We start from the raw sequence: 2,539 nt of genomic DNA, 5'->3' as shown, positions 1-2,539 counted from the left end.
TCTATGGCAATTATATCATAAGCGTGGGCGTGTTATCAATGATGGGCTATCAGGTTGAAGCGGCTTTTTCTGCGGTATGCCGCACCACATCTACAATCAGATCACCGAGGGGCTTCCCGCCTGCGGCGAAGTGTTCGGAGATTTTTATACGGTTGTTCCCACATACAAAATACTGCGTGCCGTTCTCTGCTTGTATGACCTGCCCTGTCCGGGGTGTGAAAATATCGCTTTCGCTTTTTGCCATCCAGTGTCCTCCATATTCAGTTTTCAAGGTACAATGCCGCACAAAGGCGGCGAAAATTTCTGCTTATATCTATCACCTTTCCTTTCCATGCTGACGCTGCTGACGTTTCAGTTCCGCCAGTATATCCGGCGGGATACGGTCAACCAGCCGCTGTAAATTGTCCAGTTCGCTTTTCAGCTTTGCCCGTTCCATCGTATCTTTCATCTTTCCTTTTTCGCTGGCCTTTGCCCTTGCTTCCAGCTTCTCATTCTCCGCCAACAGGTCATTGATTGTGACCTTGTACTTTTTCAGTTGCCCGGAGAAGTTCTCCATCTGCGGGAACCACTTTTTCAGCATGGAGAGGGCTTCCTCTTTTTTCTTTCCGGCGTTCAGCGGGTTAATGCCGTCAAGGGCGGCTTCAATGGCTCTTGCCTGCCGGGAGAGGGAAACCGCCTGTTTGAAAATCCGGGTGGGGATATGCTTCCGGCCTGTCTTGCTGGCACTTTCCCCACGCTCCAAGTCGGGATATTTCTCCACCATATAGGCGTGAAAATCGTCCTGCCACTTCGTCAGGTTTGCCCGGTTGCCGATAATCTCCTTAGCGCACAGGCGGTTGTCCTTTGTCAGCGGAACAAAGGTCAAATGCAGGTGGGGCGTTTTCTCGTCCATGTGTACCACCGCCGACACGATATTTTCCCGTCCTACCCGGCCAATGAGGAAATCTGCCGCCCTTTGGAAGAACGCCTGTATCTCTTTTGGGGATTTCCCCTTGAAGAACTCCGGGCTGGCGGTTATCAGCGTATCGACAAACCGTGTGCTGTCTTTCCTCGTCCGGCATCCAGCCTGCTCGATACGGCTCTGAATGAAGTGGTAATAGCGTCCCTCCGGCTTGACGATATGGAAGTTGTATTTACTCCGGCTTGTGTCAATGTCGGGGTTGCTGGCGTATTGTTCTTTCTGTCTTTCGTGATGGGCTTCCAGCGGCCTTGCCGGGTTGCCCTTGTGCTTCTCAAACCGCAAAATTGCGTGTTGTGCCATTCTGCTCCTTTCCCCATTCCTTTCCTATCCGGGGTTTTCCACAGGGAAAATCCCGCCGGAATTATCTCTGATACGATAGGAATGGAATGGATATAAATAAATCATTTTAATCTTTGTATTTCTATATACCGTCCGGTTTTCGTACTTCAAGAGGGGCGGTTTCCGTACTTCATGGGTACGGTTTTCAGTCCTCCGGCGTACCAGAACCGGATTTCTTGAAGTCGGTGTTTGGAACCGCTTCATAGGATTTTGGGAAAATGCGGTTGGGTTTTCCACAGCCCTGTTTCTGGATTTCCACCAGTCCGGCGTATTGCAGTTCCCGCAGGGTGTTCACCGCTTTCTGCCGCCCACAGTGGAGCAGGTCAACCACCTCGCAGATGGGGTAATACAGGAAAATCCGTCCGCAGTCATCCGCCCACCCATTCTTGCGGGACAACTCTGTCCGGCGCAGGATAAAGGCGTACAGAACCTTTGCCTCGTTGGACAGGGGCTTGAATGTGGGGGCTTCAAAGAGGAAATTCGGGAGCCGGGTGAAGCTGAACGCCTTTTCCGGCTGATGGATATAGATGGTATTTGTCATAGTGCGTTTTGTGGACGGTTAGAAGCCCGTTTTCCGGGGCGGGCGATACTTTATACCACCTGCCCCGGTTTGGGGCTTGCAAAGCCTGATAAATCAAGGCTTTTTTCGCTCCTAACTGTCCACAGCAGACCTCCTTTTCCGTTCACTTTCTGTTTTCTGCCGCCTGTGAACTCTGGCGGCACAGCCGGGGCAGTATTTTGCCCGGTTGGATTTGGGGACGAACACACCGCCGCAGACCACACAGCGTTTCAAGTCCTTATCCCGGAAAATCTCCGCTTCCAGCGTCCCGTCCAGCGGCAAGACCGCCCAGCGGAACCACTTACAGCAGACCGAGAAAGAAACCGTCTGCGGGCAGGTGCAGGTGTCCCCATCGTCAAGGACAATGCAGTTGCCGTCCTCACAGCAACAGCACTCCCGGCGTATCAGGCTGGCCGCCTGTTTCCTCTGTGCCGGTGTCATGCGGTAAAGGGAACCGTCCGGCCTGCGTTCCAGCGGCGGCAAGTCTTTATAGGGGTTATTTCTCATGCGTTCCCTCCATTTTGCTTTCCGTTGCCGTTTTCCCCGAAAGGATTTCCAGCTTTGGCACGCTCCCCGCAGCTTCGGGACATTTTGTCCCGAAGTCCGGTTCCTTGCGGTGCTTCCCCAGCCGGGGTATTCCTTTTCGGACGGTCATTCTGTTTTCAAGGTGCTGTCCATCG

The 2,539-nt window shown here is 52.9% G+C and carries 5 protein-coding genes; all 5 read right to left on the bottom strand.

Translation table 11 applies throughout. The features are described from left to right. Positions 1–49 precede the first annotated feature (49 nt). The gene (locus B5G00_RS18375; protein ID WP_002334813.1) at positions 50–244 is read right to left on the bottom strand and encodes a hypothetical protein; all 195 of its coding nucleotides are present in this window, start codon (positions 242–244) and stop codon (positions 50–52) included. A 72-nt stretch (positions 245–316) separates the two neighbouring features. Further along, on the bottom strand, positions 317–1,261 hold the full coding sequence (gene mobV / locus B5G00_RS18370) for a MobV family relaxase (RefSeq protein ID WP_087275077.1): 945 nt from the start codon (positions 1,259–1,261) through the stop codon (positions 317–319). Between the two features lie 184 nt (positions 1,262–1,445). Then, entirely contained in the window at positions 1,446–1,841 is a 396-nt protein-coding gene (locus B5G00_RS18365; RefSeq protein ID WP_087275076.1) for a replication initiator protein A, read from the bottom strand. Between the two features lie 111 nt (positions 1,842–1,952). After that, entirely contained in the window at positions 1,953–2,366 is a 414-nt protein-coding gene (locus B5G00_RS18360; RefSeq protein ID WP_002584985.1) for a cysteine-rich VLP domain-containing protein, read from the bottom strand. Next, positions 2,356–2,539: hypothetical protein (locus B5G00_RS19155; RefSeq protein WP_087275075.1), on the bottom strand; the 184-nt coding region annotated here is incomplete at its 5' end. The genes B5G00_RS19155 and B5G00_RS18360, both read right to left, overlap by 11 nt.

The sequence above is a fragment of the Blautia sp. An46 genome (genome assembly GCF_002161645.1).
GTDB lineage: Bacteria > Bacillota > Clostridia > Lachnospirales > Lachnospiraceae > Blautia > Blautia ornithocaccae.
Note: the sequence above shows the minus strand (reverse complement) of the source record. Positions and strands in the feature narration are given on the sequence as shown.